Raw genomic sequence first — 26,058 nt, forward strand, 5'->3', positions numbered from 1 at the left:
CATCGCGGTGAACAACTTCTTGATGAGGTAGTTCTCCTCGTTGTCCAGCGTCGCCCCACCCAGGCTGGAGATACCCAGCGTCCGGTTCAGTGGGCGTCCCTCGTCGTCGGCGTCCTCCCAGGTCTGCTCCCGGGCCGCCAACACCCGGTCGGCGATCATCTCGAGTGCGACGTCGAGGTCCAGGTCCTCCCACTCGGTGCCGTACGGCCTGCGGTAGCGGACCTTCGTCTGCCGTAGCGGGCTGGTCACGAGGCTCTTGCTCGCCGAACCCTTCGGACACAACCGACCCCGCGAGATCGGGCTGTCCGGGTCACCCTCGATCTGGCTGACCTGCCCGTCCTTGACGAACACCCGTTGGCCGCAGCCGACCGCGCAGTACGGGCAGACGGACTTGGCCACCGAGTCGGCCGTTTCGGTGCGGGCGGTCAACGACCGGGAGCGGGCGGATTTCGACGCGGCGCCCCGCCCGAGCGGGTCGGTGCCGGTCAGCTGGCGATACAGCGGCCAGTCCTCGATCCAGCTGCGCACCCCCACGGCGGCACCTTTCCGGCGAAAGCGATTAAACGTGAACAGCCTGACGATAGATGAGCAGCATGGCCGGCCGCTGGGAGATCCAAGGAGACAAGCCTCCCCCGCCTGCTCGGGCAGGCGGGGAAGGCTTGGGTGGACGAGGTGGCGACGCCTCCGCGACGGTCAGCTCGGCAGGAGCTGCCCAGCGGTGCGATCGCCGAAGGTCTTGTAGCGGTGCAGCTCCCAGAACAGCCAGCCGAGGCTGATGACCGCCAGCACGATGAAGACCAACGAGCCGGAGAACGTGTCCCAGAGGGTGTGCAGGACGACGACACCCAGGAAGGTGCCGAGGAAACCGAACAGCCGGCCGATACTCGGGCTGGCCAGCAGCGCCCACAGCGCGCCGGCGGTGAGCCCGGTCCAGGCGGTGTGGCCGGCGGGCGCGGTCAGGCCGCGGACGAACAGCGTCTGCTCCACCGCGCCGATGTTGCCCTGCGAGCTCAGCAGCGCGGTGAAGGCGTACCCCATCGTCTCGAGCGCGGCGAAACCCATGCCGGCGGCGACGCCGATGATCAGCCCGTCGGAGGGAACCCGACGGCGGTGCTGGGCCACGGCCGTGAACAACAGCACCACCGGGACGATCAGCTTCGCTGACTCCTCGATCAGTGCCACGAACAGCATCGGCAGGGTGCCGAGACCTCGCAGGGTGTCGTACTCCAGGGTGCCGGCGACGACCGTGCCGATGACACCACCGAAGAACGCCGAGGTGACCAGCACCGACGCGGGCACCTGCCAGCGCCCGGTACGGGCCTGCGCGAACGTCAGGAACGTCAAGGGAACCAGCGTCGCGCCGAGCAGGATCAGCGCCGGCACGAAGTTCGGATTCTGCATACGGACCAGGGTCCGCAACACCGCCAGGTACAGGAGCAGCCCGATGACGAGCACCCCGACCCACGCCCACCGGCGCGTACGATCATGCATACCGGCGAGTCTCGCGGATCCCGGTTTCGAAGGCCAGCCTTGACACCGAGTGGCGGCGTATGGACTGGCGCCGCGCCCGACGACCACCGGAGTCGCGACGCCGGGTTAGGTCAGGCCTGGTGGATCGGGCTCTCAAGGTCGGTGAGGCGGCGACCCGAGCCGCCCCAGGCCTGCGCGACGATCTCGGCGGCGATCGCCACGGCCGTCTCCTCCGGTGTCCGTGCGCCGAGGTCCAGCCCGATCGGCGAGGAGAGTCGGGCCAGGGCTGCCTCGCTCACGCCCGCCTCGCGCAGCCGGCGTAGCCGGTCGACGTGCGTACGACGGCTGCCCATCGCGCCGACGTACCGGGCGGGGGTGTGCAGGGCGACCTGGAGCAGCGGCACGTCGAACTTCGGGTCGTGGGTCAGGACGCAGAGCACCGTCCGGTCGTCGATGGCGGTGGACTCCAGATACTTGTGCGGCCACTGGACGACAAGCTCGTCGGCGTCCGGGAAGCGGGTGCGGGTGGCGAACACCGAGCGGGCGTCGCAGACCGTGACGTGGTAGCCGAGGAACCGGCCGATCCGGGCGGTCGCGGCGGCGAAGTCGGTCGCGCCGAAGACGATCATCCGGGGTGGGGCCAGGTACGACTGGACGAACACGGACACGTCGTCGCGGCGCTGCTCCCCCTGCCGACCCAGGTGGATGGTGCCGGTGGCACCGACGGCGAGCATGCCGGCCGCCTGCCGTGCCGTGGAGTCGTCCAGGTCCGGGTGGCCGAGGCTGCCCGCGACGCGGTCCGGCCAGATCACCAGCTGCGCGTTCTCGACCGACGCGGTGGCGACCGGTCGGCCGTCCCGGATCGCCGCGAGCACCTCGTCGGGTTCGGTCAGCGCACAATCCGGCTGAATCAGGATCTCGATCGTCCCGCCGCAGGTCAGGCCGACGTCGAACGCGTCGTCGTCACTGACGCCGTAGGTCTGGGTGCTGGCCTGGCCGGTCTCGACCGCCCTGCGGCACAGCTCGTAGACGGCACCCTCGACGCAGCCACCCGAGATGCTGCCCAGGGCCGCACCGTCAGCGGAGACGGCCATCGCGGCACCCGGTTGCCGGGGTGCCGACTGCCAGGTCCGTACGACGGTCGCGACGGCGTACGCGACGCCGGCGGTGCGCCAGCTCGTCAACCCGTCGACGATGTCCCGCATGGCCGCACGATCCGCGAGCCAGAAGGCACCGTCAACGGCGACCTAAGCAGTTACTTAGGTCGCCGTTGACTTTGCCCGCCGCCGGGATGAGATTTTCCCGGACCACGGAGGTGCGACATGCAGGTGCCGGCACCGTTCGAGTACGAGCGAGCCACCAGCGTGGACCATGCGATCGGCCTGCTGGAGCGGCTGGGTGGCACGGCGCGGTTGATCGCCGGCGGGCACAGCCTGCTGCCGATGATGAAACTGCGGTTGGCCAACTTCGACTACCTGATCGACATCAACGATCTGCACGCCGAGCTGGGCTACATCGAGACGGGCCCGGACGAGGTACGGATCGGCGCGCTCACCCGGCACCGGGAGCTGCTCGACTCCGCCCCGTTGGCCGCGGCTTTCCCCCTCTTCGCCGACGCCGAACGGGTGATCGCCGACCCGGTGGTGCGTAACCGGGGCACGCTGGGCGGCTCGCTCTGCCAGGCCGACCCGTCCGAGGACCTCTCCGCGGTCTGCACGACCTTGGACGCCAGGTGCGTGATCCGTGGCCCGGGCGGCGCCGAGCGGGTGGTGTCCATGGAGGAGTTCCACGTCGGGCCGTACGAGACGGCCGTCGCGGACGACGAGATCCTGGTCGAGATCCGGCTGCCGGTGCGACCGGGCTGTGGCAGCGCGTACGAGAAGGTCGAGCGTCGGGCCGGCGACTGGGCCGTGGTGTCGGCCGGCGCGGCCGTCTGGCTGGACGGCGGCGCGATCGCGGACGCCCGGGTGGGGCTCGCGGCGGTCGGCCCGAACACCACCGGCATCCCGGAGATCTCGGCGGCGCTGCGCGGCCGGGAGCCCTCCGAGGACCTGTTCGAGCAGGCCGGAGCGATCGCGGCGCGCAGCTGCGATCCGGTGACCGACCAGCGCGGCAGCGCCGACTACAAGCGGCATCTGGCCGCCGAGCTGACCAGACGGACCCTGCGCCGGGCCGTCGAGCGGGCGAGGAGCTGAGCATGCAGGTCACGATGACCGTCAACGACGTCGAGGTCACCCGTGAGATCGAGGCCCGGCTGCTGCTCGTGCACTTCCTGCGCGACGTGCTGGGCCTGACCGGCACGCACTGGGGCTGCGACACCAGCAACTGCGGCACCTGCGTGGTCTGGATGGACGGCGAGCCGGTGAAGTCGTGCACGGTGCTCGCCGCCATGGCCGGCGGCCGTCAGGTGCGTACCGTCGAGGGCCTCGCCAAGGGCGCCCAGCTCGACCCGATCCAAGAGGGCTTCATGCAGTGCCACGGCCTGCAGTGCGGCTTCTGCACGCCGGGGATGATGATGACCGCCCGCGCGCTGCTCGACCGCAACCCCGATCCGAGCGAGACGGAGATCCGAGAGGCGATCTCGGGTCAGATCTGCCGGTGCACGGGTTACGCCACCATCGTGCGCTCGGTGCGCTGGGCCGCCGTGGCCGAGGCGGACGCCGCGGCCCGGGTCACCGAGACCACCGAATCGCCCGAGGCCGGCGAGATCGCCGACGCCGGCCAGCCCGCGGAGGCCGTCGCATGACCACCACGCACGAGCGCGCCGACACCTTCCACGACAACGACCAGAAACCCGTCGGGTACGGCCGGATGCTGCGCAAGGAGGACCCGCGGTTCCTGCGCGGTCGCGGCCGGTACGTCGACGACGTGCAACTGCCCGGCATGCTGCACCTCGCCATCCTCCGCTCGCCGGTGGCGCACGCCCGGATCGTCAGCATCGACACGAGCGTCGCCGAGGCCTCCCCCGGGGTCCGGGCGGTGGTGACCGGGGCGGCGCTGGCCCAGCAGGGTCTGGCCTGGATGCCGACCCTCTCCAACGACGTGCAGGCCGTGCTCGCCACCGACAAGGTGCGCTTCCAGGGCCAGGAGGTCGCGTTCGTCGTCGCCGACGACCGCTACCTGGCGCGCGACGCCCTGGAGCTGATCGACGTCGAGTACGACGTCCTCGACCCGGTGATCGACGCCCGCCGCGCGCTGGAACCCGGCGCGCCGCTGATCCGCGACGACCTCGACGGCAAGACGAACAACCACTGCTTCGACTGGGAGACCGGCGACGAGGCGGCCACCGAGGAGGTGTTCGCGCGGGCCGACGTCGTGGTCAGTCAGGATCTCGTCTATCCCCGGGTGCACCCGGCGCCGATGGAGACGTGCGGGGCGGTCGCCGACTACGACGCCGTCGACGGCAAGCTGCGACTCTGGTCCACCACCCAGGCGCCGCACGCGCACCGCACGCTCTACGCCATCGTGGCGGGGCTGCCGGAGCACAAGATCCAGGTGATCTCACCGGACATCGGCGGCGGGTTCGGCAACAAGGTGCCGATCTATCCCGGGTACGTCTGCGCGATCGTCGCCTCGATCGTCACCGGCAAGCCGGTGAAGTGGATGGAGGACCGGTCGGAGAACCTGATCAGCACCGGCTTCGCCCGCGACTACATCATGCGCGGTGAGATCGCGGCGACCCGCGACGGCCGGATCCTCGGCATCCGCACCAACGTGCTGGCCGACCACGGCGCGTTCAACGGCACCGCCGCGCCGGTGAGGTACCCGGCCGGCTTCTTCGGTGTCTTCACCGGCAGCTACGACATCGAGGCCGCCTACTGCAAGATGACGGCGGTCTACACCAACAAGGCGCCCGGCGGCGTCGCGTACGCCTGCTCGTTCCGGATCACCGAGGCGGTCTACCTGGTCGAGCGGATCGTCGACTGCCTCGCCGACGAGCTGGGCATGGACCCAGCCGAGCTGCGGCTGAAGAACTTCATCCGGCCGGAGCAGTTCCCGTACACCACGAAGACCGGCTGGGTGTACGACTCCGGCAACTACGAGCCGACGATGCGGCTGGCCATGGAGATGGCCGGCTACGACGAGCTGCGCCGCGAACAGGAGGAGAAGCGGGCCCGGGGCGAGCTGATGGGCATCGGGATCGCGTTCTTCACCGAGGCGGTCGGTGCCGGCCCCCGCAAGAACATGGACATTCTCGGGCTGGGCATGGCCGACGGCTGTGAGCTGCGCGTGCACCCGACCGGTAAGGCCGTGGTCCGGCTCAGCGTGCAGTCCCAGGGCCAGGGGCACGAGACGACGTTCGCGCAGATCGTCGCCGAGGAGATCGGGATCCCACCGGCCGACATCGAGGTGCTGCACGGCGACACCGACAACACCCCGTTCGGCCTCGGCACGTACGGCAGCCGCTCGACGCCCGTGTCGGGCGCGGCGGCGGCGCTGGTGGCCCGCAAGGTCCGGGACAAGGCCCGGATCATCGCCTCGGGGATGCTCGAGGTGTCGGTGGCCGACCTGGAGTGGGAGAAGGGCGCGTTCCACGTCAAGGGCGACCCGGGCACGTCCGTCACGATCCAGGACATCGCCCTGCGCGCGCACGGCGCCGGTGACCTTCCCGAGGGCATCGAGGGCGGGCTGGAGGCCCAGATCTGCTACAACCCGTCGAACCTGACGTACCCGCACGGCGCGTACATCTGCGTGGTGGACATCGACCCGGGCACCGCGCAGGTGTCGGTACGGCGGTTCATCGCGGTCGACGACTGCGGCACCCGGATCAACCCGATGATCATCGAGGGCCAGGTGCACGGTGGGCTGACCGACGGCGTCGGCATGGCGTTGATGGAGATGATCGCGTTCGACGAGGACGGCAACTGCCTCGGTGCGTCGCTGATGGACTACCTGATCCCGACGTCGCTGGAGGTGCCCGACTGGGAGACCGGCTTCACCGTCACCCCGTCGCCGCACCACCCGATCGGCGCGAAGGGCGTGGGCGAGTCGGCCACGGTCGGGTCGCCGCCGGCGATCGTCAACGCGGTCGTGGACGCCCTCAAGCCCTTCGGCGTACGGCACGCCGACATGCCGCTGACGCCGTCCCGGGTCTGGGACGCGATGCGCGGCCAGGCCCGGCCACCGATCTGAGGGGCCGAGGATGACCACCATCGCCGAGCGCGCCCGGGAGCTGACCGTCTCCCGTGAGCCGTTCGTGCACGCCACCGTGGTCCGGGCCCAGGGACCGACCTCGGCGCGGCCGGGCGACGCCGCGGTGATCCGGGCGGACGGCTCGATCGAGGGCTTCGTGGGCGGGGTGTGCGCCGAGAGTTCGGTACGCGCCGCCGCGCTCGACGCCCTGCGCGACGGCGACGCCCTGCTGCTGCGGGTGCTGCCGGACGGCGCGGCCCCGTTTCCGGAGGGGCCGGGCGCTCGCGTGGTCGTGAACCCCTGCCACTCCGGCGGCGCGATCGAGGTCTTCCTGCGGCCGATGTTGCCGGCGCCGGCGCTGCGGGTGGTCGGCGACACCCCGATCGGCACGGCGGTGACGACGTTGGCGGCGTTCCTGGACTTCGACGTCGCCACGTCGGATGACTACGCCGGCTGCACGGCGGTCGTGGTGGCCGGGCTCGGCAGGGGCGAGCAGGACGCGATCCGCTCGGCGCTGGACGCCGGTGTGCGGTTCGTCGCGCTGGTCGCCAGCCGCCAGCGCGGCGCGGTCGTCCTCGACGAACTGGGGTTGACCGACGCCGAACGGGCCCGCGTCCACACACCGGCCGGGTTGGCCATCGGGGCGCGTACGCCGCAGGAGGTCGCTCTGTCGATCATGAGCGAGGTGGTCCGCGCGATCCAGGTCGACGGGCTGGCCCCCGCCTCGGGCGCACCCGCCGTCCGGCCGCAGCAGGCCGTCGACCCGGTGTGCGGGATGACCGTGCTGGTCGGGCCGGAAACCCCGCACGCGCGGGTCGACGGGCAGGACTTCTGGTTCTGCTGCGCCGGGTGCCTCGCGAGCTACACGGCGGCGTAGCCCGTGTTCACGACCGGGCTGGTGCTCGCCGCCGGTGCGTCGGTCCGCCTCGGCGAGGCCAAGCAACTCCTGCCGTACCGGGGGCGGACGCTGCTCGACGCGACCCTGGAGCTGGCCCGCTCGTGCGGCTTCGACCAACTGCTCGTGACGCTGGGCGGCGCGGCCCGCCCGATCCGCGAGCGGGTGGACCTGACCGGCTGCCAGGTCGTCGAGAACGCCGCCTTCAGCAGCGGCTGCGGCTCGTCGATCAGCACCGCGGTACGGGCGGTGGACCCCCGCGCCGACGCGCTCGTGCTGCTCCTGGGCGACCAGCCCGGCGTACGCGCCGCCGACGTCCGCCGGGTCGCCGCGGCGGCCGCCCCGCTGGCCGTGTGCCGGTACGCCGACGGCCTCGGTCATCCGTTCCGCTTCGGCCGCGAGGTCCTTCCCGACCTGGCCGACCTACACGGCGACAAGGCCGTGTGGAAGCTGCTGCGCTCCGGCCGCCACCCGGTGACCGAGGTACCCGCCGACGGGCCGGTACCGATCGACGTGGACACCCGCGCGGACTACGAACGGCTGTTGGCGGGCGGGGCATGAAGAATCCGATGACCGTCCGGCGCCGCCTCGACGCCGTCGACTACCTGGTCGACGACGGCATGGCGATGGCACTGTTCCTGGCACTGCGGCTGGGCCGACCGCTGCTGCTGGAGGGCGAACCCGGCGTCGGCAAGACCGCGGCGGCCAAGGCGCTGGCCCGCGCCCTGGAGACGCCGTTGATCCGGTTGCAGTGCTACGAGGGCCTGACCGCCGGCGAAGCGCTCTACGAGTGGAACTACCAACGGCAACTGCTGGCGATCCGGCTCGCCGAGGCACAGCACGCCACCCTCACCGACGCCGACCTGTTCAGCGCCGAATTCCTTCAGGAACGGCCGATCCTGCGCGCCGTACGCCACCAGGGGCCGGTCCCGCCGGTCCTGCTGATCGACGAGATCGACCGCGCCGACGACGAGTTCGAGGCGCTGCTGTTCGAGTTCCTCGGCGAGGCCGGCGTGACGATTCCCGAACTCGGCACGTTCACCGCCCGTACGCCACCCGTCGTGGTGCTCACCTCCAACCGCAGCCGGGAACTGCACGACGCGCTGCGCCGCCGCTGCCTGTACCACTGGATCGACTTCCCCGAACCGGAGCGGGCCGTGGAGATCGTCCGCCGGGCGGTTCCGGGCGCGGCCGAGCCGTTGATCCGTGCGGCGGTCGAGTTCATCGGCGTCGTACGCGGTCGGGAGTTGGAGAAGGCCCCGGGCATGGCGGAGTCCATCGACTGGGTCGCCGCGCTGTCCGTGCTCGGCGCGGCCGACCTGGCCGCCGCCGAGGTCTCCCAGAGCATCGGCACCATCGCCAAGACCGCCGACGACCGTGCCGTCGTCGCCGCCGCGCTCGGCACCTACCAGGAGAGTCAGGCATGAAGATCACCAATGAGTTCGCGGTCGCCGTCCCGATCGATCGGGCCTGGGCGGTGCTCACCGATCTGGAGGGGATCGCGCCGTGCCTGCCGGGCGCCCAGCTCACCGGCGTCGACGGCGACGTCTACCGGGGCAAGGTGAAGGTGAAGGTCGGGCCGGTCATCTCCGAGTTCACCGGCACCGCGCAGTTCGTCGAGAGGGACGACACCGCGTACCACGGGGTGATCGACGCGAAGGGCCGCGACTCCCGGTCGACGGGGAACGCGTCCGCGCTGGTCACCGCCCAGCTTCGCCCGGACGGCGACCGGACGCTGGTCAGCGTGGACACCGACCTGAAGATCTCGGGAAAGCTGGCCCAGTTCGGCAGCGGCATGATCAAGGAGGTGTCCGGCAAACTGCTGGCCCAGTTCGTCGCGAACCTGGAGGCCAAGCTGGCGGCCGAGCAGACGACGCCGGCCGCCGAGGACGCAGCGCCCGTGCCCGCCGCCCGCTCCGAATCCGAGCCTGCCCCGAGCGCGTCCGCCAGCGGCGGGCCCGAGCTCGACCCGGCCGCGTCCGCCGCGCCGCCGACCACCGCGCCGCCCGCCGTCGGGTCCGCCACTGCCGGGCCCTCGGCCGCTGCCAACCGGGCCACGCCGGCCGCCGAGCCGGAGGCACTCGATCTGGTCAGCCTCGCCGGTGGTTCGATCACCAAACGACTCGTACCGGTGCTCGTGGGTCTCGTGGTGGTCGGCGCGGTGATCGCCTGGCTGGTCGGCCGGCGGTGAGCCCGGCGTTGCTGCGCGGGGTGGACCGGGCCGCCTTCGCGGTGGCGTTCGCCGGGCGGCTGCGGCGCGCCGGCGTTCCGGCGGGGCTCACCGACATCGACGATTTCGTCCGGGCGCTCGCCGCCAGCCCACCCGACTCGATGGCCACGCTCTACTGGACCGCCCGGATCAGCCTGGTCCGGCGGCACGCCGACCTCGCCGCGTTCGACCGCGTCTTCGCCGCGGTCTTCGCGGACGCACCGCCGCTGCCGCCGACGAACCGGTCCGCGACACCGGCGGGCGGGCGCGACGACGTCCACGTACCGGTGCCATCCGGTACGGCAGACGACGGCCCCGGCGGCGGTCTGCCGTGGGCGACGCTGCCACCGGTGGTCGCCGAGGCGCCGGAGTCCGACGCCGCGCTGCGGCTGCCCGAGCGGCGGCCCAGCGCTCTGGCCGGGCTCGCCGAGAGGCCGTTCGACGAACTCGACGCCGCCCAGGTCGCGGCGCTCGGCGACGCCCTGCGCGCGGCCGTCGCCGGCTGGCCGACCCGGCGCACCAGGCGACACGCCGTCAGCGCCGCCGGGCGGCGGATCGCGCTGCGTCCCACCATCGCGCGCGCCCGCCGTACCGGATGGGAGGTCGTCGAGGTCGTCCGCGAGCGGCCGGTACGGCGACCGCGCCGCGTCGTCCTGCTCTGCGACGTCAGCGAGTCGATGCGGGCACAGGCCGCCGCCTACCTGCACCTGATGCGGGCGTTCGCGGTCGTCGCGGAGGCCGAGGTGTACGCGTTCGCGACGACGCTGACCCGGCTCACGGTGGTGCTGCGGCACACCTCGGCGGCCGAGGCGGTGGAGCAGGCCAGCGCGGCCGTGACCGACCGGTACGGGGGCACCCGGATCGCCACGAACCTGCGCGCCCTGCTCGCCTCGCACCACGCCGACGCCGTCCGCGGGGCGGTGGTCGTGATCGGCTCGGACGGCTGGGACAGCGACCCACCCGACGAACTGGCCACGGTGATGGCCCGGCTGCGCCGCCGTGCGTACCGGATCGTCTGGTTGAATCCCCGGGCCGGCGCCCCCGGCTTCGCACCCCGGGCCGGTGGCATGGCCGCCGCGTTGCCTCACTGCGACCAACTGCTACCGGCCGGGACGTTCCAGGACCTGCTGGTCGCCGCCCGTCAGCTCCAGAGCGTCACGTGCACCGACGGCCGGAAGTGGCCGATGCTGACCCCCGCGCCGCGCATCATCGCCTGAATCGCCCGGGGCGTCGACGAGAACCGGGCCAGTTCGGCGGCGGCCGAACTCGCACCCGGACCGGCGAGCACCTGCGAATGCCACACCGCCTCGACCGTGGCGTGTGGCCCGGCCACCTGCTGGAGCTGACCCTCACGGACGTCCGGTGCGACGGTGAACGAGAGCACCGGCGAGATGCCTCTGCCCCGCTTGACCTCCCCCAGCGCCGCCGCGTGGCTCTGGAAGATCTGCTGCCGCTCCTCGGGCACGGCCAGGCGGCGCAGCAGCGCCGGGACCGCACCCAGGTCGGCGGCCGCCGACGGGCCGAGCAGCCAGGTCTGGTCCCGCAACTGCCCCGGTGAGGCCGACACACCAGCGAGCGGGTGGTCCGGGCCGACGACGAGCACGAGACGGTAGTTCATCATCGGACGGCAACAGATCGCCTTGTCGAGAACCGGCGGCTGCGGCCCGATCGAGATGTCCGCCGCCCGGGTCACCAGCAACGAGTCGAACGAACTCGGGTTGCGTACGCTCAGCTCGACATCGAGATCGGCCGCCCGCTTCGCGAACAGCTCGATCAGCCCCGGCGCGGCGAACTCGGCGAACATGCTGGACGCGGCGACCCGCAGCAGCCGGCGGCCGCGGCTCGCGGCGCTCACCTCAAGCATCGTACGGTCCTGCAGGCCCAGCATCTCCGCCGCGCGGCTGGCCAACCGCAACCCACCCGGGGTGAACGCGAGCCCGGCCGCCGTCTTTCGGAACAGTTTGTCGCCGAACTCCTTGCGCAACTGCGCGACGTGGAGTGACACCGCCGACTCGGAGACCCGAAGCTCCCCCGCGGCCTCCTTGACGGACCCCAACCGAACGACGGCGACGTACGCGCGCAGCTGCGTCGGGGTCATCGCCGTCACCCCCACTCCCCTGCCGCGATCGAGTGATCCCCGCTCGTTCACGACGAACCCCGATCATGCCCCGCTGAGCCGGCCGCCCGCCAGACTCGGATCACCTGACCGACAGCCGGTCCGACATTCCCGACGGACCAGGCTGGGGATGGTTGCGGCAGACGGCGACCGGGCAGATAGGAGGGACGCCGAGAGCCGCTACGGCGATTCGATTCGGAGGTCGAGATGCGCTGGCTGTTGCTTGTTGCGATCGTGGTGATGGTCATCGGTGGGATCTGGCTGTCGCGCCGGGCCTTCGGCGCCGGCAGGTCCCTACGGCGACGGCTTGACGAGCGGCGCTGACCGCAACGTCGCCGGGTGCAGCCCGGTCCGCCCGCCGTGTCCTGGTCGCAGGTCAGCTCGTACCGGTCGTCCAAGATGTCCACCGCGCGAGCAAGGCGGGTTCGCTCGGCCTCCCGTACCGCCTTCAGTGCCGGGACTACGGCGTGCCGCCTTCGCCACTTCCGAAGGCCGCGTCCACTGCCAGGCTGTCACTGCCGCCGCCGCCCTTACCGCGAAGGCTGCCGCGCCTGGTCTTCCGATTTGCCCGGGCGATCTGCTTCGTAGCGCGTCTGGCCAGCCGCAGCTGGTCCTCCCGAGTCAATGTTGCAGCCTTGCTACGGCGCCGAACCAACACGGCCACCCCGACGCCCACAGCCAGCAGCACACCGAGTGCCAACACCACGCCAGTCATACCCGCACGGTAGCGAGTGCGAGCGACCCGCCCGGCCAGGAAATCGCCGGGTTGGTGTCGTTCGCTCCATACCCCCGCAGATACGCGTGCAACTCCATCGCCCTCCCCACCGGCCGAACTATGATTCGGCCCCGCTCCCCAAAATTCTTCTTGGAGAAGACGTATGAGCGATGCGAGCATCGGCACCGGCAACGTGGTCGTGAACAGGGCAATGTCGCTGGACGGCTTCATCGCCGGTCCTGACCACGCGATGGACTGGATCTTCGAGTACCTGACTGCGGACACGTTCCCTGAGGTCATGGCGGCCACGGGCGCCATGCTCGTGGGCCGGGGCACGTACGAGGTCGCCAAGCGTATGGCCAACCAGGACACTCCCTACGACGGGGGAGGACAGTTCGTCCTCACCCACGAGCCTCCCGACGAGCCGGACCCTACCGTCACGTTCCTCACCTGTGACATCGAGGAAGCCGTTGCCACGGCACGCAGCGCCGCGGGCGGCAAGAACCTGGAGATCCTCGGTGCTGAGGTGGCCGCCCAGTGCCTGCAGCGCGGGCTCGTCGACGAGATCCTGGTGTACGTCCTACCGGTGCTGCTCGGCGACGGTGTCCGCTTCTCGCCCCCAAGCCTCGGCAGGATCGACCTGGAACCGTTCAGCAACACCCAGTCGGGGGCCGTCACAATGCTCCGCTTCCGCGTGCGAAAGTAGGTACGTTGCGCCAGTTCGAGCGATCATCAGATCACGAGTGAGCAATGCGCAGAACCCCGACGCGCGCAGACTAATTGTTGCCGGAATCCCGCAAGGGTAAAACCGAGCTGATCAATGTACTCTGGTGACAGCAGGACGACGTGATGCCAGGCCGACACCCACTCGACGCCTGACCGGCTCGCCGGCCCGCCGACACTCGAGGAGTGGTCCCGATCAGAGAACGACGACATACCGGGCAGATCCATCGGCACTTCGACCTTCGAGCTGAAACGTATGGGGCAACGTCCACCTGGACCCACCAAGAACGCCTGGCTCGAATTATCGAGCTGCTGACGATTGAACGGGACACACCGTCATTCGTTGACGTGGGCGCCGGCATCGGCACGATGCGACGACCGCTGTTGAACAGATTTCCTGGAGCCCGTTACGTGGGCGTCGACCTGTCGCTGAGAATGCTCCAGAACGCCGACCAGGGGACATCGGCATACGCCCAGGCGGATGCGCACGCCCTACCTCTGCTCTCCCATTCCTTCGACTGCGTTCTCGCTCGGCAAGTTATGCACTACCTCGAGCGCCCGGTCGACGCGATCCTGGAATTTCGGAGGGTTCTCCGACCAGATGGCAGCGTGTTGATCATCCAGGGGACGCCCCTGCCGGGCGACGACGCGTCGTGGTGGAAGTCGGTGATGCAGGTGGCGCAACCGGTACGACAGCACCGCTGGACGGCAGACGGTCTTCGGAGCGTGTTGCGCAAAGGTGGCTTCCAGACGGACATCGAAACCACCGAGACGGTACGCCTGAAGCTGCACGACTGGCTGAGCTACCAGGGCCTCGACCCGCGGTCGGTGCGACTGGCCCGGTCCCTGCACGAGAAGGCACCTGGCAGCGTGAAAGCCGGACGCAAGTTCAAGGAGTTGGGCGACGGCGACATCGAGTTCGACGCCTTCTTCACCATGCTTCTCGCCAGGCCCTGCCGCTAGGGCACTCGGCCCCGCCAAGGCGACGGAATTCGTCGCATCAGGGCAGCAGCCTGCCGATGTCCAGGATCGAGTCGAGCACCAGAGTTGGCCGTGCGTCCGCCGGCAGCGCGCCAAGATCGCCCCGTTGTGCGTTCCCCGTGAGCACGAGGAGTGTGCCTCCGAGCCCGGCCAGATGCCCGGCCCGGATGTCGGTCTCCGGCGTGTCGCCAACTATCACGGTCAGTTCCGGAGCAGCACCGAGACGGGCCAGCGCCGCGGAGATCATGGACGGATAGGGCTTGCCGACGTAGATGGGCTCCCGCCCGGTGGCGTAGGAGATGCTGGCGCCCAGCGCGCCGAAGCCGAGCTCCCACCCGCGCTCAGAGGGGATGTATCGATCCGGGCTGGTCACGACGAAGACCGCGCCTTCGCGGACGTTCTTAGCCGCCAGATACAGTTTCTCGTAGCTTATGTCGGGGTCCCAGCCGATCACGACATAGTCTGGCTGCTCGGAAGTCAACTCGAAGCCATATTGGCTCAACTCTTCGCCGATGCCGCCGGAGCCGATCAGATGGATCCTGACGTCACCGGGCCGCGCATGCCTGCCGGCGATGAAGTCAATCACCGCGTCATTGGCGGTCAGGAGCAGATTCTCCGCAATTTTGATGCCGAGCGCCTCGAGCTTTGCCGCGAGGGACCGCTTGGTGTACTTGGTGTGGTTGGTGATGAAGAGATAGCGCTTGTCAAGCTGATCGAGCTTGTCCAGCACCTCCGAGGCGCCCCGCACCAGTTCGTTGCCGCTGTAAACCACGCCATCGAGATCAAAGAGGAAGAACCCGAAGTCCGCCAAGTCGAACGAGTGCGACATTGCCACCTCCTCCGGACCGCTCGATGAAGCGGAAGGGACCACCTGAAGGTCCTTCCCCGGGCATCTGAGAGCAGCCGGCTTGGCGGTGGACGGCATCGCGGCACTTCCATCTTGTAAGGGATCTGACGTTGGCCAACGACCTGTTGCTTTGAACGCACGCCATCGCAGTCTCTCATTCCGGCCCGACGCCGTCAACAGAATCGCCGCCCGGCACAAATAGCTGGTGACGGCATCGAAAGCACTTGAACCATTTTCATTGCACGGGCGCAAACCGTGCCGAGGTCGGACCCGGGGCCACGCTCAGATCGCACTGAGCAGGTCCTGAACGTGCGCTATCTCCTGTCTCATGCCGAGCCGCTCGAAAAGATTGAGCGCTGCTCGGCCGTATCTCCCGGCGTCCGACATCCGGCCCTCGTGCGCCGCGACGTCGGCCAACCCCTGGTTGCACCTGCCCATGGTGCTCTTTCGCTGGACCTGAGTGGCGAGTTCGAGACCGCGTTCGTAACTGGCCCGGGCGTCCTCAATGCGCCCCAGGCCGAACAGCGCATGGCCCCGATGGCTGAGCGAACGCGCGAGCCCCTCGACGTCGTCGATTCCCTCCGCGAGGGCGGTGGACTTGTCCAGCCAATTGACCGCCGTGGCGAACTCGCCATTCTTGTACGCGTTGATCCCCAGGTCCTGGACGATCGAGGCGATGCCGACCTGGTAACCGTCGGGCCCGGGGCATCTCCAGTCGGCAAAGATGCGAATCTCCTCGGGAGATCCCACACCCGGCTTCGACACGGTGGTGAGCACCTGCTCGAGAATCGCCGCCGCGCTCGTGTAGTCGCCCTGCTGGATCCTGATCAGACCGAGCAGGTGGTCGGTCAGGGCCAGGTGGATGGGCTTGTTCGTGCGCGCCATGTACTCCTTGCTCTTGCTTGCCCAGTGCTCGGATTCCTCGATCGCACCCTGCCAGAAACGGACGATGCCGATGAAGTATGCCTGGCGGCCCGCGCTCGCCCAGGACTCCAATTTCACACTCGCGTCGAGCGCGCGCATGCACAGGTTGACCCGCTCGGCCCAGTAACCGCGACTCCAGAAGAAGACGTTTATGGCGTTGCTGAAATTGATGATGAGGCGGCAGTGTGTCGAGAATGCCTCGTCGACGCGCCACTTCGCGTCGATCCAGTCGACGAGCTTGCTGATGTTGTCTACTTCGCCCTCAAGCTCGTCGTAACCCTGGGGTCCACGCTGGAAGTATCGGCGATCGTTGCAGAACTGGAGGTAGTATTCCGCCGCCCTCAGGCGCATCTCGGACTCCAACTGCGGGAACTTGAACGACTCCCGCGAGACGAACGAGAAGGTCAGCGGATGAAGGCTGAGACGGTGGTCGCTCAAACTGGAGCCGCCGTTGGATTCGACGAGCCAGAGCCTGATCAACTCCCCGAGCGCGCCGTCGAAGGAATCACCCACCCGGGCGGTGGCTTCCAGCGCCAAGCGAGAGACCGTCGCTGCGAATATCGGGGCAGCAAGGAGGACCTGCCGGCTACTCTCGCCCAGAATCTGCCACGAACTGGCGAACATGGTCTCGAAGATGTCGCCCTGCGCGTTCCTCAGCGCACTGAGCGCCGAAGAATACGTCTGCCCGCCCTGCTTTATCTGCCCCAGCGCCCACTTGATGGCGAGCGGCGACCCACCCGTCGCCTCGTAGAGCGCGAAGAGCGAGTCATCACTCAGTTGGGTCACCGCGGCGATTCCGAGCCGACGAGCTTCGTCCTGGATCAGGGCCGTGCCCTCGTCGCGCACCAACTTGCTGAGGCCGACGGCGATGTACGGCTTGCTCCACTCGCGCTGGTGCCTCGTCGTCACCAGGACCTTGCTTCGATCCGGGACCGCCTCGATGAAACGGGCGACCCGCTCGTCGTTCACCGTCTCGAAGTTGTCCAGCACGATCAGTGCCCGGACCTTGCGCAGGAGCTTGAGGACCTCGTCGTACTTCTTGGTGGATTCGAACTGTTGGATGTAGGGGTAGTCCAGGGTGTGGCAGATCGTGTCCAGCAGAGAGTCGAGCGTGAACACGCTGGCCTTGGCGGTAGCCCAGACGTACGCCTCGAAGGCGCCCTTGTTCGGCGATTGGCTGGTCGTCGCCCCCGCCTCGTCCTCGGCGAGACAGCGAAGGGCCACGTGCAGCGCCAGAGTCGTCTTTCCGATGCCGGCCGGCCCCTCCACCACGACCAACGGGCAGGTGGACCTCAGGGCGGCCATCAGCTCGGCCTGTTTGTCGATGCGGCCAACGAAGAAGGGCCTCGGCGGAAGATTCTCCACCAGCGACGAATTCGGCAGAGACCCTCGACCACTCGACTCGGCGACCAACTCGGCCCGGTCTTTCGAGGGTGACCGTTTCGACCGCTTATCGTCAATGTACCGCAGGATCTGCACGACACTCGCAACGCCGCCGACGGCGACCACGATGGCTCCGGCAATGGCACCTACCTGCGGCCAATCCAAGGTCATCTCCTAAACCTGGGGATGACGACAGGATACGAGGCAGTCACTAATTCATGATGCGCCTCGGAAGGCGGACTTTGCGAGATAGGTGTTGGAGTTTAGGGCTCGGCGGTGCCCCCGAAGGCCCGGAAGTCGGCCCACAGCTGCCCGTCCGGTGTCGCCGCCTGACTCGCCAGCCAACGATCTCGGAGCGGCCAGCACGACCTCGGAAGTGTGTGCACAGGTACCAGCGGTTCCCCGGCGACGGGCTCGCGCCACGCCCCCGGGGAGCCGCACCGCTCAGGCCCCGACGCGGGGCGGGGTGGGGGTGCCGTAGACGCGCTTGGCGTGCGAGGCGTACAGGCGAGGGGCCAGGATCGGCATGACCAGGCGGGCCACCAGCGGAGCGTGCGCCAGGACCGCCTTGATCACCTCGGGGTCGCCCTCGTACATCACCATGCCGAAGGCCAACGGCAGCTCCTTCTTCGGGCTGTTGGCCAATCCGTGTTCGCCGAGCTCGGCCCACTCCGCGGCGGTGATGTACTTCTCGGCCAGGGGAAGGATCTCCTTCTCCTCCAGGGCCATGTGCTCAAGGAGCCGGTCCAGCAGCAGATCGAGGGCCGCGGCGACCTCCTCGCCGCCCTGGGCCGTGGACCGCCAGGTCGGCAGCAGCGCCGTCACGGTCTCAAGGGCGCTCTCGATGCCGTGGTGCTGGCCCTCCATCGTCGGCACGATGGCGGCGGTCGCCTCCCCGCCCCGCTCCAGCAGCCGCGGCCACACGGCCTTGTCCTCGCCCTCGTGGTGCAGGTGCAGGATCAGACACACCTTGTCGGCGTGGGTCGCCACGATCTCGGCGCGCTGGATGTCACCCGGTGCGACGTCCCGCACGAGCTGCGGGAGGAGGCGGAACTCGCGACGGAACATGGTGTGTGCCATGTACATGTCGCGAACGTCCGCCATGGGCTCGTTGACTGCTTGAATCACTGGGACCTCAGTTGTGAATCGGTGGCCGTTGGACCGAAATGCCGGGAATGATCAGTGGTCAAGACACAGTGGACTCCTGCGCCAATGACGGCCGACAGGCGGGCGTCACCGATCCTTGCCGGGCCGAGCCCGCGTGGCATCGGGAAAATTCCCTATCTTCGGCCGGTTCGAATGTTCTAGGGTCCTTCTCTTCGGCAGGTGTACGCCTCCGGAGTCCTCGAAGGCGGTCCCACCGTGACCCCGGATCGAACGAATGTGCGTCGGCGCCTGGATACGGCCCTGACCGGCGTGGCTGTCAGCTTCCAGGGCATGACCGCGCACCCGGAGGAGTACAACTGCGAGTGCCACTGGGGAAGCGCCGAGGAGTTGGCGCTGCTCAAGACGCCGGACGTCCCACTCGACGGTGAACTGCTCCGGCGCACCTACTGGACCACCGACTGGGACTACCCGCAGGAGTTGCTGCGGCGGATCCTGCCCCAACTGACCCGGGGCATCGTGGCCGGGGACGTGGACCCGATGATGGCGACGACGGGCCCGGGTGTCCCGTTCATCCGAGGCGACTGGCAGCAGTGGCCGGCCGCGCAACGCGACGCCGTCCGGGAGTTCCTGGACGCCTGGTGGCGGCACGTCCTGGTCGAGCCCGACGCGAAGGTGCCAGCCCACGAGGCCCTGGAGTTCCTCGCCGAGGCCACCGCGACACTCACCCCATGGCTGGCCACCTGGGCGGACCTGCTGACCGACCCGGTCGCCCAACGGCGGCTGGTCACGGCGGCGGACGAGTGGATCTGGGACCTGGTGTGCGACACGCACCCCTGGCAGAGCTGGCACGACGAGGACACCTGGTGTCCGGCCCTGTCGCAGTGGGTGCTGCGGCACGTCCCGGTGGCGCTGCGGGAGCACGACGCGTCGGCCCGGCTGCACGACGACCTACGCCGACTCGCCCTGCCGTTCGACGATCGCTGGGACGGGTAGCCGCCCCATCAGGGCAGGAATTCCCTGGTCAGGTTGATCAGGGCGCTGGCGGCGGTGCTGGCCGGGCGGTCGGTCGGCGTCGCCAGGGACAGCGCCCAGTCCAGTTCCGCGCCGGTCACGGTGAGCGTGGTCACGCCTTCGGCGTCGCCGAGAACGAAGCGGGGCAACAGGGCGATACCGAGGCCGTGCCGTACGTGGTCGGCACCGGTGGCGATGTCGGAGATCTCGATCGTGACGCGCCGGGACAGGCCGGTGGCGGCGAACGCCCGGTCGGTCACGGCGCGGTTGCCGTACCCGACCGGGGAGTCGATGAAGTCCATCCCGGCGAGTTCGTCAAGCGGCACCGCCTCCCGGTCGGCGAACGGATGGTCGTTCGGTACGACGAGGTCGATCACCGAGCGGGCCAGTTCGGTGAGCTGGATGTCGGCCGGTGCGGCGCCGGGCAGCGAGACGAAGGCGAGGTCCAGCCGACGTTCGACGAGGGCGTCGATGAGCCCCTGGGAGCCGGACGGCGCGGCGCTGGTGTGCAGCAGCACCCCGGGGTGCCGGCGGTGGAACTCGCCGAGCAGGGCGGGTAGGCGCAGGAGCCGGATCGAGGTCATGGTGCCGATGCGCAGGGTGCCGCGTAGCCCGCCGTGCACCTCGGCGACGGCGTCCCGGGCGTCGCGGGCGGCGTCGAGGGCGATCCGGGCGCGCGGCAGTAGCGCGGCGCCAGCGTCGGTGAGCAGCACCCGTTTGGAGTTGCGGTCCAGAAGCGGTGCGCCCAGCTCGCGTTCGAGGGTCTTGACCGTGGCCGAGACCGCGGACTGGACGACGTGCAGACGGGACGCCGCACGGGTGAAGTTCTGTTCTTCGGCGACGGCGACGAAGTACTCGAGCTGGCGTAGTTCCACGCCCTCAAGTATCACTGATCACGATCGTGATCAACATCAACTTTCGTTGTAGGTGATGCTTGCTCGGGCGACAGTGGGATCAAGGAACCACTCCCCGAGCATCTCGGAGCACGTCACATGTCGTTGCCAACCCTGTCACTCGCCGCGCCGGCCACCGCGAAGGGCCCGTCCGCCTCCCGCCGGCACGGCCGCGGCTTCTGGATGGTCGCCCTGGCGTTCCTGACCGCGATGGCGTTCTCCACCGTTCCGACGCCGCTCTACCCGCTGTACATGGCCCGGGACGGCTTCTCCACGTTCATGGTCACCGTCGTGTTCGCGGCGTACGCGGTGGGCGTGGTGATCAGCCTGCTGCTCGCCGGGCACGTGTCGGACTGGGTGGGTCGTAAGAAGATCCTCATTCCGGCGCTGGCACTGGAGTTGCTCTCCGCAGCCCTGTTCCTGAGCGATTCCTCGCTGCCCGTGCTGCTGGTCGCCCGGCTGGTGAGCGGCCTGGGCGTCGGCATGATTACCGCCACCGCCACCGCGCACCTACAGGAGTTGCACGCCGTGCACCGGCCGGGTGGCTCCCGCCAGCGCTTCGAGGTGGTCTCCACCGCCGCCAACATCGGCGGCATCGGCACCGGTGCGCTGGTCGCGGGCATCCTCGCCCAGTACGTCCACACGCCGTTGCGCACCCCGTACCTCGTGTTCGCCGTCCTGCTGCTGGTGAGCATCGTCGCGGTCGCGCTGACGCCGGAGACGGTCGAGCAGCGGCTGGTCAAGCCCACCTACCGGCCGCAGCGGATCAGCGCCGACCACGGGGACCGGGCCGGGTACATCGCCGCGTCGGCCGCCGGGTTCACGTCCTTCGCCGTGTTCGGCCTGTTCACCTCCGTCGCCCCGGGCTTCGTGGCCGGCACCCTGCACCACTCGTCACGCGCGCTGGCCGGTGCCATCGTCTTCGCGGTCTTCGGCGGTGCCGCCGTGGCGCAGACCCTCACCAACCGGCTCTCCGCCCCGCTGAAGGCGCGGCTCGGGCTGCTCGCCCAGGCGGTGGGCGTACCGACTCTGTTGGTCGGGATGCACACCGCCAACCTGGCCGCGTTCCTGATCGGCGGCGTGGTCGCCGGCATCGGCTCGGGCGTGCTGTTCAAGGCCGCCGTCGGCACCGTCGCGGCGATGGCCGCGCCGGCCAAGCGTGGCGAGGCCCTGGCCGGGTTGTTCCTCATCGCGTATCTGGGACTGAGCGTGCCGGCCGTCGGCATCGGAGTGGCCACCCGTGCCGTCACCGCCGTCACCGCGATGACCTGGTTCACCGGGCTGCTGCTGGTGATGCTCGCCGGCGTGGCCGTGCTCTTCCGTCGCAGCCGCGCCCGCTGATCGACCTGACCGAACGGGCCCGCACCCGACCGGTGCGGGCCCGCTCCGTCAGGTCATCCCCGCTCGGGCAACCACGGCTCGAGCAGGGTCGGGTCGGCGACCGCCTGCTGCACCCGCGCACGCTCATCGGCGGTCAGCGGGAGCGCCGCCAGGCGATTCCCCCACTCCGACACGCCCGGCTTGTCCAGGGCGACCGCCAGCTCGATCAGCCCCGCGAGCGCCAACCCCTGCTCGACCGCCGACGCGTCATCGCGGTGGCGGCGCAGCCCCGAGCTGAGCGCCCGGAAGGCCGCCCGGTCGTCGGTCTTGAACTCGCGCAGGATCCGCGCGTTGTCGAGCACCCGGGCCAACCCCTGCAACGCCTTCGACCCGCCGTACTCCACCTCGGCCGGCTCGTCGCGCTGGATGAAGATGATGGTGTTGCCCGACGGGTCGACGATGCTGAACCGCGACGCACCGGACCGGTAGCGGGTCATCCGGGGCAACCCCTTGACGAGCACCTTGCCGTACGCGCGACGCATCGCCTCGGTGAACGTCGCGTGGTACGGCGCGACCGCGTCGACCATCACCAGGCAACCCCCGGTGGTCTCGGCCGACGGGTCCAGGCCACGCGGCGCACGCCCGTAGTGCAGGTGCAACCCACTCCATTGAAACGCCAGATAGACGTACGGCCTGGTCTGCTCGTAGGTCACCGCGAAGCCCAGCGCCCGCCAGAAGGTCAGGGTCTCCTCGGGAGACACGCAGTGCAGCAGCGGCACCATGGTCTCGTTCGGCTGGACGCGGTCCTCGTTCGTCGTCATGGGCGCTCCCGGTCCGGTCGACAGGCCGGCCATTGTGCCAGCGGCGAAGCGGGGTCACGACACGTTTCGTCTCCTACCCAGGGAGGAGGTCGCGCTCCGACCGCCGGCCGCAACCGGGGCTCGCGGTTGGACGCGCTGCGATGAGTAGTCGATGAGCATCTACAGACATGACTATCGACCTGCGCCGGGCGGCACACTGGCACCGTCCACTCATGCTCCTCGTCGCCGCGATGGCGGTCCTCACCGTCATCGCCGGGATCGGCGTCTTCGCCGACTCGCGCGTCCTCACCGGGGCACCGATCTGGCTCAAGCCGTTCAAGTTCGCGGTGTCCTTCGTGCTGTACGGAACGACTCTCGCCTGGATGCTCTCCCTCCTGCCGCGTCGGAGCCGGTTCGCGGAGCGGACGGCCACGCTCCTCGTCGCGATGGCGGTGATCGAGATGGTGCTGATCGTCGTACAGGTGGTCCGCGGGACGACCAGCCACTTCAACGCGAGCACCCCCCTGAACGTCGCCATCTTCGCGGTGATGGGCCTGTCGATCACGGTTCTGTTCGTCGCGCACCTCATCATCGGGATCGTGGTGCTGCAACGGCGGATCCCCGACCGGGTCGCCCGGACCGCGGTCGGTTGGGGCCTCGGTCTGTCCCTGCTGGGCATGTTGGCGGCGATGCCGATGGTGCTGCCCGGCCAGGACACCGGGAGTGAGGTGATCGCCGGCGCGCACAGCGTGGGCGTACCGGACGGCGGGCCCGGGCTGCCGGTCTTCGGCTGGAGCACCACCGGCGGTGATCTGCGGATCGGGCACTTCGTGGGGCTGCACGCGTTGCAGGCGCTGCCGATCCTGGCGATCCTGCTGAGCCGGTTCGTCGGGACACGGCTGGACGAGCTCACCCGGGCACGGCTGGTGGTCGTCGCCGGCGGCGCGTACGGCGTACTCACGGTGCTGTTGACCTGGCAGGCCCTGCGCGGGCAGCCGCTGCTGCGTCCGGACGCCCACACGCTGGTCGCCGTGGCGGCCCTGGTGGTCGCGGCCGCGCCCGCCACCGGCCTGGTGCTGGCGCGTCGCCGCAACCCGGATCTGGCGCTCGCGGCATGACCGGGACGCTGTTCACGCTGACCTTCGCGGTGGCCGCGCCGTTCTGGGCGCTGATGATCCTGCTGCCGCGCTGGTCCTGGACCACCCGGATCATCGGCTCGCCGTTGATCGTGCTGCCGGTCGTGGTGATCTACGCGCTGCTGGTGATTCCGGCGTTCGGCGAGGTACTGCCGGCCGTGACGTCGCCGACCCTGGACGGTGTACGCGACCTGCTCGGCACCTCCGACGGCGCGGCGGCGGGCTGGGCACACCTGATCGCGTTCGATCTCTTCGTCGGCCGGTGGGCCTGGCTGGACAGCCGCGAACGGGGGGTGCCGGCGCTGGTCATGGCTCCGGTGCTGGTGTTGACCATCCTGCTTGGACCGCTCGGTCTGGCCGCCTACCTCGGGGTACGGACCAGGTGGGAACGGCCGGCGGTCACCGATGCCGCGCCCCGGCACCTAGGCTGATCGCCGTGGGGTGGGTGGGACGGCTGTTCGACATGCGCGACACGCTCGTGCGGATCGTGCTGCTCGACCTCAGTGGGCTGTGCTACCTGTTCTTCGGCCCGCACCCCGGCCACTCGCCGACGGCCCGGCAGTGGGTCCTCGCGGTCCTCGCGTTCGGCCTGGCGCTGGTCTTCCACCGTCGGCCGGTGGTCAACCTGCTGACGCAGACCGCGCTGCTGGCGACGGCGATCGCCCTGCTCGACGACATCACGGTCAACCAGGTGGGCGCCAGTTGGGCCCTGCTCGAAGTGACCATGCGGGCGGGTCGGGCCCGCACCATCGCGCTGGCCGCCGCGCTGCTGACCGTGGTCAACCTGACCGACTCGATCGGCGATCCGCTCGACCGGATCGCCTCCGGCGTCGTCGGGCTGACCCTGGAGGTCGGCGTACCGCTGCTGCTCGGTCTGGTCATCCGCACCAACCGGGAGCTCGGCCGGCAGGCCATCGAACGGGCGAAGTCCGAGCAGCGGCGGCACGAGTCGGAGACCCGCGCGGCGCGCGCCGACGAACGCAGTGCCATCGCCCGCGAGTTGCACGACGTGGTCGCGCACCACGTGGCCTCGATGGTGCTGCGGGTCGGCGTGGCCCGGCACGTGCTCACCGACCTGGATCCCCGGGTGGGCGAGGTGTTCGACGACGTGCACGGCACCGGCACCGCGGCGCTCGCGGAGCTGCGCCGGCTGGTCGCCGTCCTGCGCAACCCCGACGGGGTACGCGGGGACGCGGCACTGACCGCGATCGAGCCCTCGGCGCTGCCGGCGGCGCTCGACGCGACGGTCGACCGGGCACGTCAGGCCGGTGTCACCGTGGAGGCCGACATCGACCCGGCGATCGGTTCGCTCGACGCGGTACGCGGGCTTGCGGTACTGCGACTGACCCAGGAGGCGCTGACCAACGTGGCCAAGCACGCCGGCACGTCCGCGCGGGCGCACCTGGTGGTGACCGTCCGGGACGGGTCGGTGCACTGGGAGGTCTCGGACAACGGGCGGGACGGTTCGCCGGCACCGGTGCCACCGGGCGGCGGGCACGGCATCACCGGCATGCGCGAACGCGTCGAGGTCCTCGGCGGCCGACTGGAGGCGGGCCCGACCGGCCCGGGCTGGCGGGTCCGTACCGTCCTGCCGCACCTGGCGTCCGCACCCGCCGCCGGGCCGCCGGCCATGTCGGTGCCACGCGGTCGCGCGGCGTCGGGCACGCCGCACGAGCCGGAGCTGGCATGATCCGTGTCCTGCTGGTCGACGACCAGCACCTCATCCGCGCGGGCCTGCGCATGCTCTGTGACGCCCAGCCCGACATCGAGGTCGTCGGCGAGGCCGACAACGGCCGCGAGGCGATCTCCCTCGCCGCGCGGCTCGTCCCCGACGTCGTCGTCATGGACCTGCGCATGCCCGGTGTCGACGGGATCACCGCGACCAGCCGGATCCTCACCGAGCGACCCGCGACCCGCGTGCTGGTGCTGACCACGTTCGGCGACGACGACCACCTCTATCCCGCCCTGACCGCCGGCGCCTGCGGCTTCCTGCTCAAGGACGCGCCTCCGGCCGACCTGCTGGACGGCATCCGCCGGGCCGCCGGGGGTGACAGCCCGTTCAGCCCCGAGGTGCTGCAACGCCTGGTGCAGCGCGCGGTGCACGCCCGCGCCGAGACGCCGCGACCGGTGCAGGGTCTGACCGGCCGCGAACAGGACGTGTTGAACCTGGTCGCCGAGGGCCTGTCCAACAGCGAGATCGCCGACCGGCTGCACATCGGCGTCACCACCGTCAAGACCCACATCACCAGCCTGATGACCAAGACCGACAGCCCCAACCGGGTACGCCTGGCCCTGTTCGCCCGCGGCGCCTGATCTTGGAAATGACCTGCGTCTCCCGGCGGTGACGCCGTGCGCCGGGTGACTTCTCGTCGGGCTATGGTCGCGCGGTCTCGCC

Annotated in this window: 25 protein-coding genes and 1 pseudogene; 16 read left to right on the forward strand and 10 right to left on the reverse strand. The window is 69.9% G+C overall.

Annotated elements, in window-relative coordinates:
• The 3 genes and pseudogenes from ACFQGL_RS11285 to ACFQGL_RS11295 form a co-directional block, all read right to left on the reverse strand.
• Positions 1-534: pseudogene (locus tag ACFQGL_RS11285) on the reverse strand (formate dehydrogenase); the annotation flags it as partial.
• 159 nt (positions 535-693) lie between these two features.
• A complete protein-coding gene (locus ACFQGL_RS11290; RefSeq protein ID WP_377509601.1) occupies positions 694-1,491 on the reverse strand; it encodes a PrsW family intramembrane metalloprotease in 798 nt (265 codons plus the stop codon).
• A gap of 110 nt (positions 1,492-1,601) precedes the next feature.
• A complete protein-coding gene (locus ACFQGL_RS11295; protein ID WP_377509604.1) occupies positions 1,602-2,675 on the reverse strand; it encodes an XdhC family protein in 1,074 nt (357 codons plus the stop codon).
• A gap of 117 nt (positions 2,676-2,792) precedes the next feature.
• Between ACFQGL_RS11295 and ACFQGL_RS11300 the strand changes: the two genes are divergently transcribed.
• From ACFQGL_RS11300 to ACFQGL_RS11335, 8 genes are read left to right on the forward strand one after another with little or no spacing between them, the layout of a single operon-like run.
• Positions 2,793-3,665, forward strand: coding sequence for an FAD binding domain-containing protein (locus tag ACFQGL_RS11300; RefSeq protein WP_377509607.1), 873 nt, complete (start codon positions 2,793-2,795; stop codon positions 3,663-3,665).
• Between the two features lie 2 nt (positions 3,666-3,667).
• Complete coding sequence (locus ACFQGL_RS11305) at positions 3,668-4,216, forward strand: (2Fe-2S)-binding protein (protein ID WP_377509610.1); 549 nt, start codon at positions 3,668-3,670, stop codon at positions 4,214-4,216.
• On the forward strand, positions 4,213-6,603 hold the full coding sequence (locus ACFQGL_RS11310) for an aerobic carbon-monoxide dehydrogenase large subunit (RefSeq protein ID WP_377509613.1): 2,391 nt from the start codon (positions 4,213-4,215) through the stop codon (positions 6,601-6,603). Before ACFQGL_RS11305 ends, ACFQGL_RS11310 begins: the two co-directional genes overlap by 4 nt.
• 10 nt (positions 6,604-6,613) lie before the next feature.
• Complete coding sequence (locus ACFQGL_RS11315; protein ID WP_377509616.1) at positions 6,614-7,480, forward strand: XdhC family protein; 867 nt, start codon at positions 6,614-6,616, stop codon at positions 7,478-7,480.
• A 3-nt stretch (positions 7,481-7,483) separates the two neighbouring features.
• Positions 7,484-8,059: a nucleotidyltransferase family protein gene (locus ACFQGL_RS11320; protein ID WP_377509619.1), complete on the forward strand. Its 576-nt coding sequence runs from the start codon at positions 7,484-7,486 to the stop codon at positions 8,057-8,059.
• Between the two features lie 8 nt (positions 8,060-8,067).
• Positions 8,068-8,925, forward strand: a complete 858-nt coding sequence (locus tag ACFQGL_RS11325; protein ID WP_377509622.1) for an AAA family ATPase — start codon at positions 8,068-8,070, stop codon at positions 8,923-8,925.
• Complete coding sequence (locus tag ACFQGL_RS11330) at positions 8,922-9,689, forward strand: SRPBCC family protein (protein ID WP_377509625.1); 768 nt, start codon at positions 8,922-8,924, stop codon at positions 9,687-9,689. The genes ACFQGL_RS11325 and ACFQGL_RS11330 overlap by 4 nt, the downstream gene beginning before the upstream one ends.
• A complete protein-coding gene (locus ACFQGL_RS11335) occupies positions 9,686-10,924 on the forward strand; it encodes a vWA domain-containing protein (RefSeq protein WP_377509628.1) in 1,239 nt (412 codons plus the stop codon). Before ACFQGL_RS11330 ends, ACFQGL_RS11335 begins: the two co-directional genes overlap by 4 nt.
• Here the strand turns inward: ACFQGL_RS11335 and ACFQGL_RS11340 are convergent.
• Both ACFQGL_RS11340 and ACFQGL_RS11345 read right to left on the reverse strand, forming a co-directional pair.
• A complete protein-coding gene (locus ACFQGL_RS11340; protein WP_377509631.1) occupies positions 10,849-11,805 on the reverse strand; it encodes a LysR family transcriptional regulator in 957 nt (318 codons plus the stop codon). The genes ACFQGL_RS11335 and ACFQGL_RS11340 overlap by 76 nt on opposite strands.
• A gap of 478 nt (positions 11,806-12,283) precedes the next feature.
• Positions 12,284-12,538, reverse strand: coding sequence for a hypothetical protein (locus ACFQGL_RS11345; protein ID WP_377509634.1), 255 nt, complete (start codon positions 12,536-12,538; stop codon positions 12,284-12,286).
• A 163-nt stretch (positions 12,539-12,701) separates the two neighbouring features.
• On the opposite strand from ACFQGL_RS11345, the gene ACFQGL_RS11350 reads away from it, so the two are divergent.
• Together ACFQGL_RS11350 and ACFQGL_RS11355 are read left to right on the forward strand one after the other, a co-directional pair.
• Entirely contained in the window at positions 12,702-13,244 is a 543-nt protein-coding gene (locus ACFQGL_RS11350) for a dihydrofolate reductase family protein (protein WP_377509637.1), read from the forward strand.
• A gap of 203 nt (positions 13,245-13,447) precedes the next feature.
• Positions 13,448-14,224, forward strand: a complete 777-nt coding sequence (locus tag ACFQGL_RS11355) for a class I SAM-dependent methyltransferase (protein WP_377509639.1) — start codon at positions 13,448-13,450, stop codon at positions 14,222-14,224.
• A gap of 37 nt (positions 14,225-14,261) precedes the next feature.
• Here ACFQGL_RS11355 and ACFQGL_RS11360 read toward each other — a convergent pair whose 3' ends face one another.
• From ACFQGL_RS11360 to ACFQGL_RS11370, 3 genes are all read right to left on the reverse strand, one after another.
• Positions 14,262-15,071, reverse strand: coding sequence for an HAD-IIA family hydrolase (locus ACFQGL_RS11360; RefSeq protein WP_377509642.1), 810 nt, complete (start codon positions 15,069-15,071; stop codon positions 14,262-14,264).
• Positions 15,072-15,371: 300 nt separating this feature from the next.
• Positions 15,372-17,567 carry a tetratricopeptide repeat protein gene (locus ACFQGL_RS11365; RefSeq protein ID WP_377509645.1) on the reverse strand — a complete coding sequence of 732 codons (2,196 nt, stop codon included), beginning with the start codon at positions 17,565-17,567 and terminating at the stop codon, positions 15,372-15,374.
• 273 nt (positions 17,568-17,840) lie between these two features.
• Positions 17,841-18,500: a hemerythrin domain-containing protein gene (locus ACFQGL_RS11370; protein ID WP_377509648.1), complete on the reverse strand. Its 660-nt coding sequence runs from the start codon at positions 18,498-18,500 to the stop codon at positions 17,841-17,843.
• A gap of 333 nt (positions 18,501-18,833) precedes the next feature.
• Between ACFQGL_RS11370 and ACFQGL_RS11375 the strand changes: the two genes are divergently transcribed.
• Entirely contained in the window at positions 18,834-19,496 is a 663-nt protein-coding gene (locus ACFQGL_RS11375; protein ID WP_377509651.1) for a hypothetical protein, read from the forward strand.
• A gap of 8 nt (positions 19,497-19,504) precedes the next feature.
• Here ACFQGL_RS11375 and ACFQGL_RS11380 read toward each other — a convergent pair whose 3' ends face one another.
• Positions 19,505-20,389 (reverse strand): LysR family transcriptional regulator, encoded by an 885-nt coding sequence (locus tag ACFQGL_RS11380; protein WP_377509654.1) that lies wholly within the window; start codon positions 20,387-20,389, stop codon positions 19,505-19,507.
• A gap of 117 nt (positions 20,390-20,506) precedes the next feature.
• Here ACFQGL_RS11380 and ACFQGL_RS11385 point away from each other — a divergent pair, with 117 nt between their 5' ends.
• Complete coding sequence (locus ACFQGL_RS11385; protein WP_377509657.1) at positions 20,507-21,748, forward strand: MFS transporter; 1,242 nt, start codon at positions 20,507-20,509, stop codon at positions 21,746-21,748.
• Between the two features lie 53 nt (positions 21,749-21,801).
• Here the strand turns inward: ACFQGL_RS11385 and ACFQGL_RS11390 are convergent, their stop codons facing one another.
• Positions 21,802-22,548 carry a VOC family protein gene (locus tag ACFQGL_RS11390; protein WP_377509660.1) on the reverse strand — a complete coding sequence of 249 codons (747 nt, stop codon included), beginning with the start codon at positions 22,546-22,548 and terminating at the stop codon, positions 21,802-21,804.
• 167 nt (positions 22,549-22,715) lie between these two features.
• On the opposite strand from ACFQGL_RS11390, the gene ACFQGL_RS11395 reads away from it, so the two are divergent.
• The 4 genes from ACFQGL_RS11395 to ACFQGL_RS11410 are packed head-to-tail and all read left to right on the forward strand — an operon-like array spanning position 22,716 to position 25,976.
• Entirely contained in the window at positions 22,716-23,645 is a 930-nt protein-coding gene (locus ACFQGL_RS11395; RefSeq protein WP_377509663.1) for a hypothetical protein, read from the forward strand.
• Positions 23,642-24,094: an ABA4-like family protein gene (locus ACFQGL_RS11400; RefSeq protein ID WP_377509666.1), complete on the forward strand. Its 453-nt coding sequence runs from the start codon at positions 23,642-23,644 to the stop codon at positions 24,092-24,094. The genes ACFQGL_RS11395 and ACFQGL_RS11400 overlap by 4 nt, the downstream gene beginning before the upstream one ends.
• A 5-nt stretch (positions 24,095-24,099) precedes the next feature.
• The gene (locus ACFQGL_RS11405; RefSeq protein WP_377509669.1) at positions 24,100-25,353 is read left to right on the forward strand and encodes a sensor histidine kinase; all 1,254 of its coding nucleotides are present in this window, start codon (positions 24,100-24,102) and stop codon (positions 25,351-25,353) included.
• Positions 25,350-25,976: a response regulator gene (locus ACFQGL_RS11410; protein WP_377509672.1), complete on the forward strand. Its 627-nt coding sequence runs from the start codon at positions 25,350-25,352 to the stop codon at positions 25,974-25,976. The genes ACFQGL_RS11405 and ACFQGL_RS11410 overlap by 4 nt, the downstream gene beginning before the upstream one ends.
• Positions 25,977-26,058 lie beyond the last annotated feature (82 nt).

The organism is Micromonospora vulcania, from assembly GCF_042658605.1.
Lineage (GTDB): Bacteria > Actinomycetota > Actinomycetes > Mycobacteriales > Micromonosporaceae > Micromonospora > Micromonospora vulcania.

What these genes read in the sequence shown, in the direction of transcription:
- ACFQGL_RS11290 (WP_377509601.1), bottom strand. Translation starts at nt 1,491, where the DNA reads ATGCATGATCGTACGCGCCGGTGGGCGTGGGTCGGGGTGCTCGTCATC.
- ACFQGL_RS11295 (WP_377509604.1), bottom strand. Translation starts at nt 2,675, where the DNA reads ATGCGGGACATCGTCGACGGGTTGACGAGCTGGCGCACCGCCGGCGTC.
- ACFQGL_RS11300 (WP_377509607.1), top strand. Translation starts at nt 2,793, where the DNA reads ATGCAGGTGCCGGCACCGTTCGAGTACGAGCGAGCCACCAGCGTGGAC.
- ACFQGL_RS11305 (WP_377509610.1), top strand. Translation starts at nt 3,668, where the DNA reads ATGCAGGTCACGATGACCGTCAACGACGTCGAGGTCACCCGTGAGATC.
- ACFQGL_RS11310 (WP_377509613.1), top strand. Translation starts at nt 4,213, where the DNA reads ATGACCACCACGCACGAGCGCGCCGACACCTTCCACGACAACGACCAG.
- ACFQGL_RS11315 (WP_377509616.1), top strand. Translation starts at nt 6,614, where the DNA reads ATGACCACCATCGCCGAGCGCGCCCGGGAGCTGACCGTCTCCCGTGAG.
- ACFQGL_RS11325 (WP_377509622.1), top strand. Translation starts at nt 8,068, where the DNA reads ATGACCGTCCGGCGCCGCCTCGACGCCGTCGACTACCTGGTCGACGAC.
- ACFQGL_RS11330 (WP_377509625.1), top strand. Translation starts at nt 8,922, where the DNA reads ATGAAGATCACCAATGAGTTCGCGGTCGCCGTCCCGATCGATCGGGCC.
- ACFQGL_RS11340 (WP_377509631.1), bottom strand. Translation starts at nt 11,805, where the DNA reads ATGACCCCGACGCAGCTGCGCGCGTACGTCGCCGTCGTTCGGTTGGGG.
- ACFQGL_RS11345 (WP_377509634.1), bottom strand. Translation starts at nt 12,538, where the DNA reads ATGACTGGCGTGGTGTTGGCACTCGGTGTGCTGCTGGCTGTGGGCGTC.
- ACFQGL_RS11350 (WP_377509637.1), top strand. Translation starts at nt 12,702, where the DNA reads ATGAGCGATGCGAGCATCGGCACCGGCAACGTGGTCGTGAACAGGGCA.
- ACFQGL_RS11360 (WP_377509642.1), bottom strand. Translation starts at nt 15,071, where the DNA reads ATGTCGCACTCGTTCGACTTGGCGGACTTCGGGTTCTTCCTCTTTGAT.
- ACFQGL_RS11365 (WP_377509645.1), bottom strand. Translation starts at nt 17,567, where the DNA reads ATGACCTTGGATTGGCCGCAGGTAGGTGCCATTGCCGGAGCCATCGTG.
- ACFQGL_RS11370 (WP_377509648.1), bottom strand. Translation starts at nt 18,500, where the DNA reads ATGGCGGACGTTCGCGACATGTACATGGCACACACCATGTTCCGTCGC.
- ACFQGL_RS11375 (WP_377509651.1), top strand. Translation starts at nt 18,834, where the DNA reads ATGACCGCGCACCCGGAGGAGTACAACTGCGAGTGCCACTGGGGAAGC.
- ACFQGL_RS11385 (WP_377509657.1), top strand. Translation starts at nt 20,507, where the DNA reads ATGTCGTTGCCAACCCTGTCACTCGCCGCGCCGGCCACCGCGAAGGGC.
- ACFQGL_RS11390 (WP_377509660.1), bottom strand. Translation starts at nt 22,548, where the DNA reads ATGACGACGAACGAGGACCGCGTCCAGCCGAACGAGACCATGGTGCCG.
- ACFQGL_RS11395 (WP_377509663.1), top strand. Translation starts at nt 22,716, where the DNA reads ATGACTATCGACCTGCGCCGGGCGGCACACTGGCACCGTCCACTCATG.
- ACFQGL_RS11400 (WP_377509666.1), top strand. Translation starts at nt 23,642, where the DNA reads ATGACCGGGACGCTGTTCACGCTGACCTTCGCGGTGGCCGCGCCGTTC.
- ACFQGL_RS11410 (WP_377509672.1), top strand. Translation starts at nt 25,350, where the DNA reads ATGATCCGTGTCCTGCTGGTCGACGACCAGCACCTCATCCGCGCGGGC.